The 16,113-nt window shown below is 71.2% G+C and carries 17 protein-coding genes and 1 tRNA gene; 11 read left to right on the plus strand and 7 right to left on the minus strand.

Annotation, left to right across the window (positions count from 1 at the left end):
* Positions 1–4: 4 nt before the first annotated feature.
* On the minus strand, positions 5–1,255 hold the full coding sequence (glyA, locus tag P1Y20_RS02080) for a serine hydroxymethyltransferase (protein WP_304447000.1): 1,251 nt from the start codon (positions 1,253–1,255) through the stop codon (positions 5–7).
* A 96-nt stretch (positions 1,256–1,351) separates the two neighbouring features.
* Here glyA and P1Y20_RS02085 point away from each other — a divergent pair, with 96 nt between their 5' ends.
* The 3 genes from P1Y20_RS02085 (at position 1,352) to P1Y20_RS02095 (ending at position 5,704) form a co-directional block, all read left to right on the plus strand.
* A complete protein-coding gene (locus tag P1Y20_RS02085; RefSeq protein WP_304447001.1) occupies positions 1,352–3,028 on the plus strand; it encodes a CHAT domain-containing protein in 1,677 nt (558 codons plus the stop codon).
* Positions 3,029–3,112: 84 nt separating this feature from the next.
* The gene (gene tbsP / locus P1Y20_RS02090) at positions 3,113–3,925 is read left to right on the plus strand and encodes a transcriptional regulator TbsP (RefSeq protein WP_304447002.1); all 813 of its coding nucleotides are present in this window, start codon (positions 3,113–3,115) and stop codon (positions 3,923–3,925) included.
* Between the two features lie 72 nt (positions 3,926–3,997).
* On the plus strand, positions 3,998–5,704 hold the full coding sequence (locus tag P1Y20_RS02095) for a YcaO-like family protein (protein WP_304447003.1): 1,707 nt from the start codon (positions 3,998–4,000) through the stop codon (positions 5,702–5,704).
* Between the two features lie 377 nt (positions 5,705–6,081).
* Here P1Y20_RS02095 and P1Y20_RS02100 read toward each other — a convergent pair whose 3' ends face one another.
* Together P1Y20_RS02100 and P1Y20_RS02105 are read right to left on the minus strand one after the other, a co-directional pair.
* A complete protein-coding gene (locus P1Y20_RS02100; protein WP_304447004.1) occupies positions 6,082–7,257 on the minus strand; it encodes a DUF63 family protein in 1,176 nt (391 codons plus the stop codon).
* Positions 7,258–7,338: 81 nt separating this feature from the next.
* Positions 7,339–8,187, minus strand: coding sequence for an inositol monophosphatase family protein (locus P1Y20_RS02105; RefSeq protein ID WP_304447005.1), 849 nt, complete (start codon positions 8,185–8,187; stop codon positions 7,339–7,341).
* Positions 8,188–8,253: 66 nt separating this feature from the next.
* Between P1Y20_RS02105 and P1Y20_RS02110 the strand changes: the two genes are divergently transcribed.
* From P1Y20_RS02110 to P1Y20_RS02125, 4 genes are read left to right on the plus strand one after another with little or no spacing between them, the layout of a single operon-like run.
* Positions 8,254–8,514 (plus strand): DUF8072 family protein, encoded by a 261-nt coding sequence (locus P1Y20_RS02110; protein WP_304447006.1) that lies wholly within the window; start codon positions 8,254–8,256, stop codon positions 8,512–8,514.
* Between the two features lie 15 nt (positions 8,515–8,529).
* Entirely contained in the window at positions 8,530–10,029 is a 1,500-nt protein-coding gene (locus P1Y20_RS02115) for a lamin tail domain-containing protein (RefSeq protein WP_304447007.1), read from the plus strand.
* Positions 10,022–10,291, plus strand: coding sequence for a DUF3006 domain-containing protein (locus tag P1Y20_RS02120; protein ID WP_304447008.1), 270 nt, complete (start codon positions 10,022–10,024; stop codon positions 10,289–10,291). Before P1Y20_RS02115 ends, P1Y20_RS02120 begins: the two co-directional genes overlap by 8 nt.
* Before the next feature lie 42 nt (positions 10,292–10,333).
* A complete protein-coding gene (locus tag P1Y20_RS02125) occupies positions 10,334–10,792 on the plus strand; it encodes a DUF3006 domain-containing protein (protein ID WP_304447009.1) in 459 nt (152 codons plus the stop codon).
* Here the strand turns inward: P1Y20_RS02125 and P1Y20_RS02130 are convergent.
* Both P1Y20_RS02130 and P1Y20_RS02135 read right to left on the minus strand, forming a co-directional pair.
* Positions 10,677–11,540: an MOSC domain-containing protein gene (locus P1Y20_RS02130; protein ID WP_304447010.1), complete on the minus strand. Its 864-nt coding sequence runs from the start codon at positions 11,538–11,540 to the stop codon at positions 10,677–10,679. The genes P1Y20_RS02125 and P1Y20_RS02130 overlap by 116 nt on opposite strands.
* Before the next feature lie 129 nt (positions 11,541–11,669).
* Positions 11,670–11,754 (minus strand) — tRNA-Leu (locus P1Y20_RS02135).
* Between the two features lie 328 nt (positions 11,755–12,082).
* On the opposite strand from P1Y20_RS02135, the gene nikR reads away from it, so the two are divergent.
* Both nikR and P1Y20_RS02145 read left to right on the plus strand, forming a co-directional pair.
* Positions 12,083–12,514 carry a nickel-responsive transcriptional regulator NikR gene (gene nikR, locus P1Y20_RS02140; protein ID WP_304447011.1) on the plus strand — a complete coding sequence of 144 codons (432 nt, stop codon included), beginning with the start codon at positions 12,083–12,085 and terminating at the stop codon, positions 12,512–12,514.
* Positions 12,515–12,557: 43 nt separating this feature from the next.
* A complete protein-coding gene (locus P1Y20_RS02145; protein WP_304447012.1) occupies positions 12,558–12,998 on the plus strand; it encodes a hypothetical protein in 441 nt (146 codons plus the stop codon).
* A 158-nt stretch (positions 12,999–13,156) separates the two neighbouring features.
* On the opposite strand, the gene P1Y20_RS02150 is transcribed toward P1Y20_RS02145, so the two are convergent.
* Entirely contained in the window at positions 13,157–13,801 is a 645-nt protein-coding gene (locus P1Y20_RS02150; RefSeq protein WP_304447013.1) for a helix-turn-helix domain-containing protein, read from the minus strand.
* A 158-nt stretch (positions 13,802–13,959) separates the two neighbouring features.
* Between P1Y20_RS02150 and P1Y20_RS02155 the strand changes: the two genes are divergently transcribed.
* Together P1Y20_RS02155 and P1Y20_RS02160 are read left to right on the plus strand one after the other, a co-directional pair.
* Positions 13,960–14,442 (plus strand): DUF309 domain-containing protein, encoded by a 483-nt coding sequence (locus P1Y20_RS02155; RefSeq protein WP_304447014.1) that lies wholly within the window; start codon positions 13,960–13,962, stop codon positions 14,440–14,442.
* Positions 14,443–14,496: 54 nt separating this feature from the next.
* Complete coding sequence (locus P1Y20_RS02160) at positions 14,497–15,279, plus strand: M14 family metallopeptidase (RefSeq protein ID WP_304447015.1); 783 nt, start codon at positions 14,497–14,499, stop codon at positions 15,277–15,279.
* On the opposite strand, the gene P1Y20_RS02165 is transcribed toward P1Y20_RS02160, so the two are convergent.
* Positions 15,260–16,063 carry a hypothetical protein gene (locus P1Y20_RS02165; RefSeq protein WP_304447016.1) on the minus strand — a complete coding sequence of 268 codons (804 nt, stop codon included), beginning with the start codon at positions 16,061–16,063 and terminating at the stop codon, positions 15,260–15,262. The genes P1Y20_RS02160 and P1Y20_RS02165 overlap by 20 nt on opposite strands.
* Positions 16,064–16,113 lie beyond the last annotated feature (50 nt).

Here is a 16,113-nt window from a genome sequence, read left to right on the forward strand (position 1 = left end):
TCGACTACTCCTCGTACAGCGGGAAGTCCGCGCAGAGCGCCTTCACGTCCTCCGCGACCTCGGCCTTCACGTCCGTGTCGTCGTGGTTGTCGACGACGCGGTAGATGAGGTCCGCTACCTCGCGGCTGGCGTCCTCGTCGAACCCGCGGGCGGCGAGGGCGGGCGTGCCCGCGCGGATACCCGAGGGGTTGAACGGCGAGCGCGTCTCGCCGGGGACGGTGTTCTTGTTGAGGATGATGCCGACCTGTTCGAGCGCCCGCTCGGCGTCGCCGCCGGTGGTGTCGGGGTGCGACTCGCGGAGGTCGACGAGCACGAGGTGCGTGTCGGTGCCGCCGGAGACGAGCGAGAAGCCGCGCTCCTGGAGGCGCTCGCCGAGCGCCTTCGCGTCGGCGACGACCCGCTCCGCGTACTCGGTGAACTCGGGTTCGAGCGCCTCCTTGAACCCGACGGCCTTCCCCGCGATGTTGTGCATGAGGGGGCCGCCCTGTGCGCCCGGGAAGACGGCCGCGTCGACGGCGCTGGCGTGTTCCTCGCTCGTCATGATGATGCCGCCACGCCCCGCGCGGATGGTCTTGTGCGTACTGCCCGTCACGAAGTCGGCGACGCCGACCGGCGAGGAGTGGACGCCCGCCGCGACCAGCCCCGTGATGTGCGCGATGTCCGCGAGGTGGTAGGCGTCGACCGCCTCCGCCGTCTCCTGGATGCGCTCCCAGTCGACCTCGCGGGGGTACGCGGAGTAGCCCGAGACGATGATGTCCGGCTGGAACTCGCGCGCGAGCGCGTCGAGGCCCTCGTAGTCGATGTAGCCCGTCTCGGGGTCGACCTCGTACTGCTCGACCTCGTAGGTCTTCCCGGTGAAGTTCGCGGGGTGGCCGTGACTGAGGTGGCCGCCGTGGGAGAGTTCCAGCGAGAGCACCTTGTCGCCGGGGTCGAGCATGGCGAGGTAGACGCCCATGTTCGCCTGCGTCCCGGAGTGGGGCTGGACGTTGACGTGTTCCGCCCCCCACAGTTCCTGGGCACGTTCGATGGCGAGTTCCTCCACCTCGTCGGCGTGCTCACAGCCCGCGTAGTAGCGTTCGCCGGGGTAGCCCTCGGCGTACTTGTTGGTCAGCGCGCTCCCCTGCGCCTCGAGGACGGCTCGGCTCACGTGGTTCTCGCTCGCGATCATCTCCAGGGTCTCGCGCTGACGGTCCACCTCGGCCGTCAGCGCGTCTGCGACCGCCGGGTCGACGGCGCGGACGCGTTCGTAGTCCATGTGCGCCAATCGGGAGGGGTCCCTGAATAATCTACCCTTCACCCCCGGCTTTCCCCGCCGATAGGTCTTTACGAGTCTACTCGTATCGATGAATGAATGAGGGAGTGCACCGGTGACATGTCGGAATCCGTCGGTCGGAACCTCGCCGACGTGCCGATACTCGACCTCCCGGATACGCCCGAGGGCGTCGCGACCGCCCTCACGAACCTCTCCGCGCTCGTCCGGGAGCCGACCGCCTCGCGCTCCCACCCGGACCTCAGGCCCCACCCGCCGCTCCTCCGGGTCGACCCCGAGGCCGACACCACCGTTCCCCCCACGCTCGCCGCCGACCGCCCCGAGACGGGCGTCGACTTCCGCCTCCCGGCCGACCGCCAGCACCTGTTCGTCGCCGCGCCCCTCGCGTACTACCTCGGCGCGACGGTCACGCTGGCGGACGACGTGCCCGCCCTGGAGACCTGCGGCGTCACCCACGAGTTCTCGCCGCTGCCGGGGTTCCAGACGGAGGTCGCGGCCCTCCTCCGGCACGTCTTCTACCTCGACTGCCTCGTGCGCGAGCGGCCGGACGAGGTGGCGGCGTGCGGGCGCGAGGCGCTCGCCGACCACGGCCTCTGCCCGGCGGCGCTGGCCGACGCGGCACCGGCGGCGCGCCTCGAGGCGTACCTCACCGTGCCGACCGAGGCGCTCGCGCCACACTGGCCGGAGTGGCACCTCGCGACCTACGCCGACCCCGGCCCGGAGACGCTGGCCTGTCTCCCCTACCTGCTCGACGCGATGAGCCTCGTCTACCTCCCCGAGTCATCCGACATCGACGCCCAGGGGCTCCTCCGACGCTCGCTGGACGACTTCTTCAGGGGTCCCGGACAGGGACCGGTCGCCTCCGTCGACGTCGTCGACCCGGAGTTACAGGCCGGCGAACTCCACGCGTGGCTCGCCGACGGCGTCCCCGTCTCGGCGTTCACCCCCTCGGCGGCGGCGTTCGAGAACCGCTTCCGGAACGGGTCGCCCGACGACGTGCTCGACGTGACGGTCGTCCTCAACGACGACGCGATGGAGGGGGAGCACGAGGCGGTCGCGCGCACCTACCGCGAGCGGTCGGCGGGCCTGCCCGTCGACGTGACCGTCCGCGAGGGGCTCTCGGTCGCGGAACTGGCGGACCTGCTGGAGACCGACCACGACTTCCTCCACTACATCGGTCACTGCGAGGTCGGCGGGCTCCAGTGCTCGGACGGCGGGCTCGACTGCGAGAGCCTCGCGCGCTCGGGCGTCCGGACGTTCTTCCTCAACGCCTGCGGGTCGTACCACCAGGGGCGGGCGCTCGTCGAGGGCGGGAGCGTCGCGGGCGCCGTCACGCTCCGGACGGTGCTCAACCGGCCGGCGGCCACCGTCGGGACGACGTTCGCCCGCCTGCTGATGTGCGGGTTCGGCATCGAGCGCGCGATGCAACTCGCCCGGCGACAGATCATGATGAGCACCGACTACGCCGTCGTCGGCGACGGGACGTACGCGCTGACGGGCGCGGAACCCGCCATCGTCCACCTCCACGAGGTCGAGGACGGCTACGACCTCACCTACACCGTCCCCGCGGACGGCCGGGTGGGCGACGGCTTCCACGCGCCGTTCGAGACCTGTCGCAGACTGCGGGGGACCACGGCCGACCGCAGACTCGGGCGCGACGCGGTCGTCGACTTCGTCACGACCCACCAACTCCCGGTCGTTTTCGATGGCAATCTCTACTGGCCTGACACGTTCCTCGAGGAGGTGGATATCCCCTGAATCGAGTGAATATAAAGTCGACGAGCGTTTTCAATTACTGATAAACAATGAAATTAAATACCTGGTTACCATATAGAATCAACAATGACTGAAAACATACTCGAATCGGATATCGACGCGCTGCTCGCGACGGCGTTCGCCGACAGTCAGGGCACCACGTACGTCGTCAACCCCTCGGCGTCGACGTTCGAGACGGTTGTCGACGCGCTCGCGGCTGCCGACGACGTGTCGGTCCGCCTGCTCGGCGAGGAACGGATGCTGAAGGACGTGCTCGACGACTTCCTCGTCGCCAGCACGGCCGCCGACCTCATCGACGCCGGCCGTCTCGAACTGCGTTCGTTCGACGTCCCGTCGAACACGCTGCTCGTCTCCGACGACGCCGTCATGGCCGTCGTGAGCGCCGGTGACCGGGTCGCCGGCCTCGTCACCGACGACGAGGACTTCGTCGGCAACGCCCGCGACGAGTACGACGCCGTCTGGGAGGCCGCGACGGACTTCAAGCTCCGCACGCCGCCCATCACGCGCGTCCGCGAGACGCTCGGGAGCGAAATCGGCACCGACGCGGCCGGCGACTTCGACGGCGTGCTCGCCTCGCTCGAGACCGCCCGCGGCGACGGCGACGGCCTCGACGAGGTGACCATCAGCCTGCTCGTCGCGGCGAAGAACGAGGAACTGCTGTACGACATCTCGAAGTGGGGCGAGGACGTCGGCATCGCCTCGAAGGCGACGTTCTCGCGGACGAAGACCCGTCTCGAGGAACTCGGCCTCATCGACACCGAGAAGGTGCCCATCGACGTCGGCCGCCCGCGCCTGCGCCTCGTCCTCGGCGACGACCGCCTGCGCCAGGCCGACACGGACGAACTCGCCAACGTCGCCCAGAGCCTCCTGGCCTCGTAGACGGCGAGACCGCGACGACCGCGAGCGCGCACAACCGCCCGACTTTTCCGTCCTCCACCGCCTCTCACAGGCATGACTGTCGAACTCGTCGGCGACGGCCCCGCCCTCGCTGCCCTCCGGGAGACGCTGGCCGACGCGTCGGTCCCCGTGGCGACGGCGTCCGCCGACGCCCTCGCGGACGCGGACGCGACGGACGCCGACCTCACCGTCGTCGTCGGGCCGGTCGGAGCGCAGGTCTTCGCGACCGCGAACGAGGTCCGTCGGCGCTGGCTCGCCGTCGAACTGGGCGGCGTCGGCGGCCGCGCGCTCCCCGACGTCGACGCGAGCGTCTCGGGGTTCGGCCCGTCGACCGGCTGTTACGACTGCCTGCGGGGTCGGGTCGCCGCCAGCGCGGAGCGTGTCGAGGACGGTGCGGGCCCGGACGCCCCGACCGCGCGGCTGGCGGGGACGCTCGCGGCCCGGTCGGCCGTCGGCCTGCTCGACGGCGACGACGCGCCCCTGGGGCGCGTCCTCGAGGTCCCCCACGCGGAGCGTGAGTTCCTGGCGCTGCCGCACTGCTCGTGCGCGCCCGAGCGCGACTGGGCGCTCCGACGCGAGGGGGAGTCGCGCTCGCTCGACGACGCCCTCGCGCGGGCGGAGCGGGCGCTCGACGGGCGCGTCGGGCCGGTCGCGGAGGTGGGGGAGGCGGAGTCGTTCCCCCTGCCGTACTACCTCGCCTCGCTCGCCGACACGGCGGGGTTCAGCGACGTGCGAGCGCCGGTGCACGCCGCCGGCGTCGACCCCGACTGGGACGCCGCGATGATGAAGGCCCTCGGCGAGGCGCTCGAACGCTACGGTGCCGCCGTCTATCGCCGAGGAGACCTGCCCGCCGCCCCCGCCGCCACGCTCCCCGGGGCGGTGTCCCTCTCGCGCTTCGTCACTCCCGAGGGGATTGTCCCGAGGGACGACGAGACGACGACGTGGGTGCCGGGGGAGGACCTCCACTCGGGGGCGAGCGTCGCGCTCCCGGCCGAACGGGTCTTCTTCCCCTACGAGACGGAGGCGCCGACCATCACGACGGGACTGGGCCTCGGCAACGGCGGGGCCGGGGCGCTCGTCGCGGGGCTGACCGAGGTCCTCGAACGGGACGCGTCGATGCTCGCGTGGTACTCGACGTACGACCCCCTCGGCCTCGCTATCGACGACGAGGGCTTCGAGACGCTCGTCCGCCGCGCACGCGCCGAGGGACTGTCGGTGACGCCGACGCTGCTCACCCAGGACGTGGACGTCCCCGTCGTCGCCTGTGCGGTCCACCGCGAGGGAGAGTGGCCTCGTTTCGCCCTCGGGACGGCCTGCGCGCTCGACCCCGCCCGGGCGGCCCGGTCGGCGTGCTGCGAGGCGATACAGAACTGGCTCGAACTGCGCGGGATGGGCCGGGGCGACGCCGCGAACGCGGGGGGACGCATCGGCCACTTCGCATCGCGCCCCGACTCCGTCGAGGGGTTCGTCGCCCCGGAGGCGACCGTCCCCGCGTCCGGACTCGCCGTCGAGGCGTCGACCGACGCGGCCGCGCTCTCCGCCCTCCTCGACCGGGTGGCCGACGCGGGACTCGACGCCTACGCCGCGCGCCTCACGCCCCGCGACGTGGACGCCCTCGGGTTCGAGGTCGTGCGCGTGCTCCTCCCCGAGGCACAACCGCTGTTCGTGGACGAGTCGTACTTCGGCGCGCGGGCGGAGTCGGTCCCCGCCTCGCTCGGGTTCGAGGCACGCCTGCGGCGCGAACACCACCCGTTTCCGTGACTCGACGGGCGACACGACGCGCTCGATAGGGCCACGAGTGGCGTGGAACGACGTTCTCCGACAGCCGCCGTGCGGCAGTCGCCCGTCCGCTCGTCCGCTGCGCGGTCGTCGCTCTCTCGGGGTGTCTCGGTCCGTCACCGGGCCGACCCCCCCCCTGAACCAGCCCTCGTCACCGACACCGGCGTCGAGGGCGTCTCGCTCGTCGACGGCGACAGCGTCGAGTCCCGCACCGCGTTCGGCCTCGCGTCGCCCCCCGAGTCGGTGACGGTGGTCCACCTGGGTTGCGGGCGGGGAGACGCGCTCCGCGACGACGCTCGACCGGGACGCGTTCGGGACCGACGTCCCTGCCGCGGGCGGGGCGTGAGCGAGCGCGGTGGTCAGATGCCGAACGTCGCCCGGAGCATGTCGCGGGTGCCCGGCCCGAGGCCGACGGCGACGATGGCGACGAGCAGGACGATGGCGTAGCGCGGGCTCTCCTCGAAGATGGCCTCGTCGAAGATGTAGACGACGAGGACGGCCGCGACCACCTTCACGAGCAGGAAGGGCCACGCGCTCCCGATGGCGGTGACGACGTTCTCGGGGAGGACGACCGAGGAGTACTCGATGATGAACTCGTTGACGGGGTGCTTCGGCGAGTACTGGAAGGGCAGGCCGAGTTCGCTCGCCCAGTCGGTCGCGAGGACGTTCGCGACGCCGTCGAGACTGTGCGCGAAGAGGACGACCAGCGTCATGAGGCCCGTCCCGGCAGTGACCGCGGGGACCAAGCGCTCGGCGGCGACGTAAATCGTGCCGGCGATGACCAGCGACAGCGCGACCGTGAGGAGGAGCATCTGGGGGTAGAAGCCGGCGTTCGACAGCACGGGTTCGAGGCGGCCGACGACGACCCAGTAGAGGTAGCCGAACGTCGCCAGGAGGTAGACGCACCCGAGGGCGAACAGCGGCGACTCGTAGCGCTCGACGACGCCGGCGCGCTCGAGCGCGACGCCGGCGAGCAGCGAGGCGAGCGTGAGCGCGAAGACGGTGAAGTAGATGACCGGGCTGATGAGCAGCGTGTTCAGCGGGTAGGCGACGAGCTGGTCGACGCCGCTCGCGACGACGGCGGCGTCGTTCGCGTCCTCGACGACGCGGAGCGCCCCGCCGAAGAACATGTACGGGACGAGCGCGAAGAACGCCGCCGGCTCCCGGACGACGTCGAGCGCCCGGACGAGGAAGAGGACGCCGGTGAGCATGAACACGAGCGTCGCGGCGTAGCCCACCTCCGAGACGAGCGTGTAGCCCGGCTCGGCGACGATGCGTCCCTCGGCCTCCGCGCTCGAACAGGTCGCTGCGTCGTAGACGAGGTCGACGTTCCCGCCGGTCAACACCGCGCACTGCGCGTTGTTCGCGTCCGCGACGACCGGACCCCAGAAGTACTGCCAGATGAAGCGGTCGTAGACGAGGTCGCCGAAGACGAGCGACCCCGCGACGAGCGCGAAGAGGGCGGCGACTGCGGCGTAGACCCACGCCCGCTCGGGGCTGACGCGGTCGAGGCCGAAGCGCTCTGCGAGTTCCATGTCCTGAGAGGTTTTCCCCGTCGTGTTGAGGGTTCCGGTCCCGTGCGTCGCGAGCGCACGAACCCCCTCCCTCGCGAGACCTTATCGAACCGCGAGGAGCTCGCGGGCGGCGTCGAGCACCTCGGCGTGGGCGGCCTCGCTCGCCGCGACCAGTCCGTGGACGTCGGGTGCCCAGCGCCAGTCCTCGCCGTCGAGGTCGGTGACGACCCCGCCCGCTCGTTCGACCGCGAACGCGCCGGCGACGGAGTCCCACGGGTGCGGCGTGACGTCCGTGAAGGCGCCGTCGAGGCCGCCCGCGGCCACCCGCGAGAGCGTCGCCTGCGTGCTCCCGGTGCGTCGCATGTCGCCGAAGCGCTCGACGACGGCGCGCGCCGCGGCGGCGAACGCCTCGCGGTCGTCCGCGTCCCACCAGACAGTCGGGGCGACGGTGCACCGCGCGGGGTCGTCCTCCGTCCGGACCGCGACGGCCCGCCCGTTCCGCGTGACGCCGCCCGGCCCGACGGCGTAGGTGTCGTCGAGCGCGGGGAAGTGGTTGACCGCGGCGACCGGGGCGCCGTCGACGACGGCGGCGACGCTCGTCCCCCAGGTGCGGAGGCCCCTGACGAAGTTGTTCGTCCCGTCGATGGGGTCGACGACCCAGACGGGCCCCTCGTCGGGGACGGCCGTCCCCGCGTCCGCCTCCTCGCCGACGACGGCGTCGTCGGGGAACGACTCGCGGACGACGTCGACGACCCGGCGCTGGACGTCGCGGTCGGTCCGCGTCACCGCGTTTATCGAACCGGGGTTCGCCACCACGTCGACGTCGCGCCGGAAGCGCTCGACGGCGAGCGCCCCGCCGGCGCGGGCCGCGCGCTCGGCGACCGCCAGTCGCGTCGCCGCACTCCGCTCTCCGGCGTCGTTCGCGTCGTTCGCGTCGCTCCCGTCGCTCATACTCGCCCCCTCGGCGGCGCGGGCGAAAGTATCACCGATTATAATCGATGCGGGTGATGAGGGGGTATGAACACGCTCGCGAAGCGCGTCCACAACATCGCGCCCGACGCCGTCCGCCTGCACTTCGAGGGCGGCGACACCGTCACGCTCGCCATGCGCAGCGCCGAGTTCTTCCAGGAGTCGTTCCAGGCCGAGGGCGTCGACGGCGACACCGACACCACGTTCCGGCTCGTCACCGACGGCGAGGACGACCCGCTGCTCGCCGCCCGTCAGACCGCGTCCGGGTGGGAGATCGTCGGCGAGGTACGCGACGTGGAGGCGGCGTGAGGGGTGGTCCCGACGATGCGCGGTGACGCGTTCGGCGCCCTCCTCGTCTGCTGTCTGCTCGTCCTCGCCGGCTGTGCCGGCGCGCCGCCCGACGCCACCGGACCGAACGGTTCCGACGCCGGCAACGAGAGCGAGACCGGCAACGACACGGGAACGCCCGCCGCGAACGGGAGCGCCTCGGCGCCGGCGCTCGGCGCGAACGGGACGCTCTCGGTCCACTACCTGAACGTGGGACAGGGGGCGGCGACGTTGCTCGTGTCACCGGCCGGCGAGACGATGCTCGTCGACTCGGGCGACTACACCGACGACGGGGAGGCGGTCATCGCGGCGCTCGACCGCCGCGGCGTCGACCGCGTCGACCACCTCGTCACCACCCACGCCGACGCCGACCACATCGGTGGTCACGCGGCCGTCATCGAACACTACGAGACCGAGCGCGAGGGCGTCGGCGCGGTGTACGACCCCGGCATCGCCGCCAGCACGCAGACCTACGAGTCGTACCTCGACGCCGTCGAGCGCCACGACGTCCCCCTCTACCGGACGCAGGCCGGCGACACCGTCGACCTCGCGGGGACCTCGGTCGACGTCCTCGGCCCGCCGGAGGGCTACCTCGCGAACCGCGAGCGAAACGAGAACAGCGTCGTCCTCGCCGTCGACTACGGGGAGACGACGTTCCTCCTGCCGGGCGACGCCGAGACGGCGGGCGAACGCGCCGCCCTCGAAGAGGCGGGCGGGTCCCTCCCGACGACGGTGCTCGCGGCGGGTCACCACGGCAGTTCCTCCAGCACGAGCGAGGCGTTCCTCGACGCGACCGACCCGCCGGTCGCGGTGGTGTCGAGCGCCTACGACTCCCAGTACGGCCACCCCCACGAGGAGACGCTCGAACGGCTGGCCGCCCACGACGTGCGGACCTACTGGACGGCGACCCACGGCGAGATAGCGGTCGTCAGCGACGGCGAGCGCGCCGGGGTGTACACCCGGCACGACGCCCCGACAGACCCGCGCTCGCTCCGCGAGGGGGAGCCGGCACCGGACGAGACGACGGCGGACCTCGCCCTCCGTGCGACCGTCGAGGGGCGCGCCGTCTCGGAGGCGACGGACGACGACGCGCCGCGCACCGGTGACGACGGGTCGGGCGCGAACGGGAGCGACGACGCCGAGGGCGACGAAGCGGATGGCGAGGGGGCGCTGTCGGTCGCCACGATACACGCCGACGCGGCGGGCGACGACCGGGAGAACCTGAACGACGAGTACGTCGTCTTCGAGAACACGGGCGAGGCGTCGCTCGACCTCTCGGGGTGGACGGTCAGCGACGAGGCGGGGAAGACCTACACCGTCCCGGAGGGGGTCGACCTCGCGCCCGACGAGCGCGTGACGCTGCGCACCGGGAGCGGGAGCGACGGGAGCGGCGACCTCTACTGGAACGCCGGGTCGCCCGTCTGGAACAACGACGGCGACACGGTCGTCGTCGAAAGGGACAACGGCCAGCGCGCCCTCACGGAGTCGTATGCCTGAGTACACGGCGGTGCTCGACCGGTTCGAGGGCGACGACGCGGTACTGCTGCTCGAGGAGGACGGCGAGACGGTCGGGGACGTCGTCGTCCCCCGGACGGACCTGCCGTCTCGGGCGCGACGGCAGGACGCCGTCGTCACGGTCCGAATCGAGGACGACGCCGTCGTCGACCTCGACTACGACCCGGAGGAGACGACACGCCGGCGCGAGGACGCCCAGTCGCGCTTCGACCGCCTCGCGCGGCGACCCGACGACGAGGAGTAGGCGGACGAGGGTTTATGACCGAGGACGGGACCAGCGCCGGTCGTGTCCCTGTCCCTGTTCACGCCGTTCGCGCTCGTCCAGTTGCTCGTCGCGCCGCTCACACCGCTCGGCGCGGTCGCACCCCACACGTCGCCCGCGCCGCCGCTGGCTCCCGGCGCGAGCACCGAGACGGCCGTCGTCGACCGGTTCGAGGGCGAGACCGCGGTGCTGGTGCTCGACCGCGGCGGGACGGTCCACCGACCCCGGAGCGCCCTCCCGCCGGCCGGCCGGTCGGTGGACGCGGTCTTCCGGGCACACCTCCTCTTCGGGCGGGTGGTCGCGCTCGAGTACGACCCGGACGCCACGCGCGAGCGCCGGCGTACCGCGCGCGAGCGCTTCGACCGTCTCACCCGCGAGCGTGACGACTACCCGCCCCGTCGAGCGACCGCGTCCCGAGGACCGCCACCTCGTCACCGACCCGGAGAGTCGCCCCGCGAGTCGACGCGGGGACGTGCGTGTTGACCATGAGGCGGAAGTCGTGGTCGAAGCGGTCGCTGTCGAGCCAGTCGGGGCGGGTGGCCGCCCGTCGTTCGATGAACCGCTCTCTGAAGCCCGACACCGCCTCGCCGGTGTCGGGGTCGCGCGAGGGGACGACGCAGCGCTGACAGGGGTTCACCCCCAGCAGTTCGGCGTCCCCGATGCGGAACGCGACGGCCTCGCCGTGGTCGGCGTAGAGGCGGTCCTCCCAGAAGGCGGGCACGTCGCCGACCTCGAGGTTGGCCCGGAACCGACGGCGGACGTCGTCCGTGGGGAGGTCGAACCACGACCCCACCTCCCGAAGCGTCGCCGTGCTGACGACGGTCGGACCGGAGAACTGCCGGTCGTCGGGGAAGCCGCCGGTCGGTTCGCGGCGGACGCTCACGGGTTCGCCGAAGTAGTCGCTCAACCACGAATCGAGCGCCGTCCGGTCGTCGAGGTCGAACGCGTGCGTCTCGTCTCGACCGTGTTCGCGGAGGGTGAGCGTCCCCGCCGAGCGGTCGACCGACGAGCGCAGGCGGTGGACGCGGGGCGTGCGCTTGCCGTTGACGTAGTCGCCACGTCCCCCGACCGAGGCCGACTCGGGGTCGTGCGGTGCGTCGGGGGGTGCCGCGACCATCGCGTACTCCCGGTCGCCCGCGAGCGCGCCGCGCCCGTCGAGTCGGGCCGTCGTCGAGGAACGGGGGTCGAGCGACTTCACCGGGTACGTCGTGATGCGCCGGAGTTCCGCCATCGGTCGCTCTCGCCCGCGACGACGTAAGAAGGTTACCACGGGGGGTCCAGCCGTGGCTCCCTGCGCATCGTTCCGAGGAGTCTTGCGAGGGAAGGCCGCTCCGTGCGGGCTTCCGCATCGTTCGCACGATGCGAGGGACAGGATTTGAACCCGTGAACCTCTACAGGAGCGGATCTTGAGTCCGCCGCCGTTGGCCAGGCTTGGCTACCCTCGCACGCGGTCGTGAGTCGTCCCGGCGCGCGCTAAAGCGTTGCGAAGCCGGCCCCGTCGCTCGTCGGCGGCGGACATGACGCCGGGAGGACCCCGGCGTACCATGCGAGCAGTAGTCATTCACCCAGCGACACCGAGCAGGAGTCGACCGGGCGACCGGAGCTACTCGACCGAGGTTAATAAAACTAATTATCAAATTAACAATCCGTGCGAGGCCCGCGTCTCCGGCCCGTCCCGAGAACGCTCGACTCTCGACGGACGACACGGCGTGCGACCGACCTCCCGTCCGGCGGATACTAAGCTATAATAGTTGAAGGGGCCTCAGTTAATACATGACCGTAGTCAGCGTCTCGATGCCCGATTCGTTGCTCGAACGGCTGGACGAGTTCGCCGAGGAACACGGCTACACGGGCCGCAGCGAGGTCGTCCGCGAGGCGGCGCGGAACCTGCTCGGGGAGTTCGAGGACAAACGCCTCGAGGAGCGTCGGCTCATGGCGGTCGTGACGGTGCTGTTCAACTACGAGACGACGGCCGTCGAGGAGCGGATGATGCACCTGCGCCACGAACACGAGACGCTGGTCGCCTCGAACGTCCACAACCACGTCGGCGACCACTACTGCATGGAACTGTTCATCCTGGAGGGGAGCCTGCAGGAGATATCGACGTTCGTCGGCAAGATTCGCGCGACGCAGGACACCCTCACCGTGGACTACTCCGTCATCCCCGTCGACGACTTCGAGCGGACGCTCGCCGCCGATTCCTGAGGCGAACCGCCGGGTCCATTACGCTCCGCGCCCTGCCTCCGCTATGGCGACCGCCCCGTTTCTCACCCGCGACGGCGACGAACTGAAACTCCTCGCCTCGGTCGGCACCACCCGCCGCCAGTTCGACCTCTCGGACCGCGCCGAGAACCTGCTGCGCGACCTCGACTACGACGCGCCGGCCGTCGTCCCGTGGGTAACGGCCCGTGCGCTGGTGCTCGCGGGCGGGGCCACGCTCCCGGAGGGCAACGACGCGCGCGACGTCGCGTGGAACCTGACCGGCGCCGACGGCGGCCGCCGGGCGTCGGAGGCGGAGTTGCGCGAACTGGCGACGTACCTCCGCGGACTGGCCGTCGAGGACCGCGTCCTGGAGACGCTGCGCGAACACGTCCGGGAGACGCGACTCGCTCGGTTCCTCGACCCCGACGACCTCGGCGGTCGCTCGCAGCGGATGAACGCGCTGAACAGCATCGCGAAGGACCTCTGAGTAAACGGACGGTGGGTGTACGGTGGCCGGAGCGGCGCCGACGGCGTCACCGGCTGGCGTGCATCCCCACGCTGTTGCCCCACGGCCACCTCCCCACCCAGGTTCACCCGCTCACGGAACGTTCCTGAGTCCGTGGGTTGTCCACTCAACCCTTTATATCAGTCCCGGTTGACGACCGTGTGCTCGATGAGGTTCGACTGACCGCGCCGCAGGCGCGCCGAGAGCGCCTGCGTGGAGATGCCGAGTCGGTCGGCGACCGTCGCGAGCGACGTCTCCCGGGGCACCTCGTAGTACCCCGCCTCGTGGGCGGCGACGAGTGCCTCGCGCTGGCTCTCGGTCAGTCCGTAGCGACCCGCCTCGACCGATTCGAGGCCGAAGACGCCCCGGAGGTGGAAAGGGACGTCCCGTTCCTCGCACGCCTCGCGGAGTCCCCACAGCGCCTCGCGCGAGGGGAGGCGCGCACGGACACGCGTCCCGTCCTCGGTGGCCGTCGCGTCGAGGAGCGTGACGTCGAGCGTCGCCATCGACGGGTAGAGAACCCCGCTCTCGCCCGACTCGGAGAGCGTCGCCCGGTAGAGCCGCCGGCCGTCGACCGTCGCGAGCAGCGAGAACGAAGCGACCGTCTCGTCTCCCCCCATCGCCGCCTCGAACGCCTCTGCGTCGTCGGTGTCGACCCAGAACACGAAGTGCAACGACCCGTCGACTCGCCGGAAGTCCTCGGTCGTGACGACGGTCCCGGGGACCGCCCGTATCGACCGGCGGAGCGTCGGCGAGACGATATCGAACTCCGCGATGAGGTTCACGTCCGAACTCCGTGCAGGGAGCTATACAAACCTTTACAGTCGAAGCTATTTTTGTAGACGCGCGCGAACGTCCGCGGTCGAATCGGCCGCCGAGTGTGGTCCCGTCGTCACCGGGGGCCACCGACAGTGCTACACCGCGACGGCGTGTGGGTACCCCCATGGACGACCACACCCGCGACCCGTCGGTCGCACCGCCGGAGGGCGACCCGACGGGGTGGCGCGCCGACGGGCGGTGGGAGCACGCCACCCTCCGCCGGGCGACGGTCCACGGCGTCCGTCTCTACAACTCGGGGGAGTACCACGCCTCGCACGACTGCTTCGAGGACGAGTGGTACAACTACGGCCGCGGCTCGACCGAGTCGAAGTTCCTCCACGGGATGGTCCAGGTGGCCGCGGGTGCGTACAAGCACGTTGACTTCCGCGACGACGACGGGATGCGCTCGCTGTTCCGCACGGCGCTGCAGTACTTCCACGGCGTCCCCCGCGACTTCTACGGCGTCGACGTGCTCGACGTCCGGTCGACGCTGACGAACGCCCTCTCGGACCCGACGGCCGTCGAGGGGTGGCGAATCGAACTCGACGGCGAGCGGCCGGTCGCGCGCGACGCCGATTTCGCGTACGTCGAGACGTTGGAGCACTGACGCGACCGTCCCGGACCGCGTCACTCAAATGGCCACCCTCCGTACTGTCGGGAAATGCGAGTCGAACAGCTGGGCGAGGGCGAGCCGGAGCTCGCCGTCGTCGGTGCGATCCACGGCGACGAGCCGTGTGGGTCGCACGCCGTCACGAAGATACTGGACGAACAGCCCGCCGTCGAACGGCCGGTGAAGTTCGTCGTCGCGAACGAACGGGCGCTCGAACGCGGCGTCCGCTACACGGACGCCGACCTGAACCGCGTGTTCCCGGGCGACCCCGACTCCGAGGACTACGAGCGCAGACTGGCACACGACCTCATGCAGGAGCTTCGGGGCTGTACGACCCTCTCGATTCACTCCACGCAGTCGTACGACCGCCCGTTCGCCATCGTGAACGACGCCGACCCCCTCATCGAGTCGGTCTGTCCCTACCTCTCCATCGACGCCGTCGTCGAGGCGGGCGGGTTCACCGAGGGGCGCCTCATCGAGTACGCCGACGTCGTCGAGGTGGAGGCCGGCGAGCAGGGTTCCGACAGCGCGAAGGAGTACGCCGAGGTCCTCGTCCGCGAGTTCCTCGGGGCGACGGGCGCGCTCCCCGGTAGGGAACGCCACACCGACGAACTGCCCGTCTACCGCCTCGAACGCCTCATCCCGAAACGCCCGGCGAAGTCCTACGACGTCCGGGTGGCGAACTTCGAGCGCGTCGCCCCCGGTGCCACCTTCGCGACGGCCGGCGACGACGAACTCGTCGCACAGGAACCGTTCTACCCCGTCCTGATGTCCTCCTACGGCTACGAGAACGAGTTCGGCTACGCCGCCGAACTCACCCGGACGCTCGGGTAGTCGGCTCGTAGACCGCGAGGAACCGCTCCAGCCGCGTAGCGACCGCGTCGCACGTCTCTTCGTCCGGGACCGGGAGGGACTGGGGTGGTTCCCCGAGCCGTCCGACCGTCGCCGAGAGGACCCGTCCGAGGGGACCGTCCGGCCACGCCGGGGGCCGCCACGTCAGTCGGAGCAGGTCGGGCCCCCGGTCGACGTACCGCAGGTTCGCGAGTCCCCAGCAGGTGCCGCGGCGTCCGTCGAGCGTCTCTCGACAGAGCGACCCGCCCTCGACGGCGAACCGCCGGTCCGCCGACTCCCAGCACACTCCCTCGGCCCAGGGAACCAGACAGGCGTACCGGTCCGCGAGCGCCCCGTTTCCGCGTTCGAGGAGCGACGCGTCGACGGCCGCCCGCGAGTGGTGCGGGACCGCCCGGAGGACGGCCGCCTCGTCGCGGACGAGCACCAGCGTCTGGACGAAGTGACGCCCGACGTGACCGTCGGTGAGGTCGACGAGCGCCCGGAGCGCCTCGGCCGCGTCGGGGAGGGGGGCCCGGTACCACGCCCGGTCGTCGGCGGTCGTCGGTGGGTCCGCGCTCGGAGAGAAATCGTCTCGGACAGCCTCCCACGTTCGTTCGGCCCGCTCCGCGTCGTCGACGTCGAGCGTCAGTTCGGACTCGTCCAGCAGGAGGGAGACGGCGTCGACGCGTGCGAGGCTCGCGCCGACGAGTGCACCGAGTGCAGGGACGTACTCGCGGGCGACGAGTTCGTGGGGAAGAGGGTGCTCGGGGTTGACCGGGAGGGACACGGTGGCGGTTCTCGACTCGTCGGGATGCACGTTTCGCTACCGTGTGACAC

Origin of the sequence: Halomarina ordinaria, assembly GCF_030553305.1 — an archaeon.
Classification (GTDB): Archaea; Halobacteriota; Halobacteria; order Halobacteriales; family Haloarculaceae; genus Halomarina; species Halomarina ordinaria.

Bases quoted from the DNA above. Each gene is read 5' to 3' on its own strand.
- nikR (WP_304447011.1), top strand. From the start codon at position 12,083: ATGACCGTAGTCAGCGTCTCGATGCCCGATTCGTTGCTCGAACGGCTG.
- P1Y20_RS02160 (WP_304447015.1), top strand. From the start codon at position 14,497: ATGCGAGTCGAACAGCTGGGCGAGGGCGAGCCGGAGCTCGCCGTCGTC.
- P1Y20_RS02120 (WP_304447008.1), top strand. From the start codon at position 10,022: ATGCCTGAGTACACGGCGGTGCTCGACCGGTTCGAGGGCGACGACGCG.
- P1Y20_RS02155 (WP_304447014.1), top strand. From the start codon at position 13,960: ATGGACGACCACACCCGCGACCCGTCGGTCGCACCGCCGGAGGGCGAC.
- P1Y20_RS02115 (WP_304447007.1), top strand. From the start codon at position 8,530: ATGCGCGGTGACGCGTTCGGCGCCCTCCTCGTCTGCTGTCTGCTCGTC.
- P1Y20_RS02095 (WP_304447003.1), top strand. From the start codon at position 3,998: ATGACTGTCGAACTCGTCGGCGACGGCCCCGCCCTCGCTGCCCTCCGG.
- P1Y20_RS02130 (WP_304447010.1), bottom strand. From the start codon at position 11,540: ATGGCGGAACTCCGGCGCATCACGACGTACCCGGTGAAGTCGCTCGAC.
- P1Y20_RS02110 (WP_304447006.1), top strand. From the start codon at position 8,254: ATGAACACGCTCGCGAAGCGCGTCCACAACATCGCGCCCGACGCCGTC.
- P1Y20_RS02100 (WP_304447004.1), bottom strand. From the start codon at position 7,257: ATGGAACTCGCAGAGCGCTTCGGCCTCGACCGCGTCAGCCCCGAGCGG.
- P1Y20_RS02145 (WP_304447012.1), top strand. From the start codon at position 12,558: ATGGCGACCGCCCCGTTTCTCACCCGCGACGGCGACGAACTGAAACTC.
- P1Y20_RS02085 (WP_304447001.1), top strand. From the start codon at position 1,352: ATGAGGGAGTGCACCGGTGACATGTCGGAATCCGTCGGTCGGAACCTC.
- P1Y20_RS02105 (WP_304447005.1), bottom strand. From the start codon at position 8,187: ATGAGCGACGGGAGCGACGCGAACGACGCGAACGACGCCGGAGAGCGG.
- tbsP (WP_304447002.1), top strand. From the start codon at position 3,113: ATGACTGAAAACATACTCGAATCGGATATCGACGCGCTGCTCGCGACG.
- glyA (WP_304447000.1), bottom strand. From the start codon at position 1,255: ATGGACTACGAACGCGTCCGCGCCGTCGACCCGGCGGTCGCAGACGCG.